This is a genomic window from Guyparkeria sp. SCN-R1 (genome assembly GCF_003932495.1).
Lineage (GTDB): Bacteria > Pseudomonadota > Gammaproteobacteria > Halothiobacillales > Halothiobacillaceae > Guyparkeria.
The window spans coordinates 1-446 of sequence record NZ_QZMT01000048.1 but is presented as its reverse complement, the minus strand read 5'-3'; the positions used below and the strand labels follow the sequence as shown (position 1 = coordinate 446).

The window sequence follows — 446 nt, the reverse complement described above, 5'->3', positions numbered from 1 at the left end:
GCACCAGCATCATTCCGCAGTGGGCCGGCGTCATCCTCGGTATCACCGCGCTGCTGCAGTTCCTGGTCAGCCTGCTGATCGACCGGCGCTACGAGTCCGACCGGCGATTCTTCCGGAACTACTTCTGGGTGATCTGGTATCCGCTGGCCTTCTGGCTGCTGTCGATGGCGACCACGGTGGTGGCCCTGCCCAAAGCCATCCTCAAGCGGTCTGGGGAGCGTGCCCGCTGGGTCAGTCCCGATCGCGGCCTGCGACCGCCGGAGGAATGAGGCGATGAAGCATTCCCGTCCCCGCCTGCCCGACATCATCGAGCGCAACGACCTGGAATCCACCGGCAAACGCCGCGTGGGCCAGATCGTCAGCCTGATTGCCTGGGTGGTCTGGATCTACCTGTTCACGCCCATCATCGCCCTGATCGGCTGGTTCTTCGGCGTGGAGCTGTTCCA

The 446-nt window shown here is 64.3% G+C and carries 1 protein-coding gene and 1 pseudogene; both read left to right on the top strand.

The genetic code is table 11. The features are described 5' to 3' along the window. Nucleotides 1–269 (top strand): annotated as a pseudogene (locus tag D5687_RS11115) (poly-beta-1,6 N-acetyl-D-glucosamine synthase); the annotation flags it as partial. Between the two features lie 4 nt (nt 270–273). Further along, on the top strand, nt 274–446 hold a 173-nt coding region (gene pgaD / locus D5687_RS11110; protein ID WP_192894167.1), incomplete at its 3' end, for a poly-beta-1,6-N-acetyl-D-glucosamine biosynthesis protein PgaD.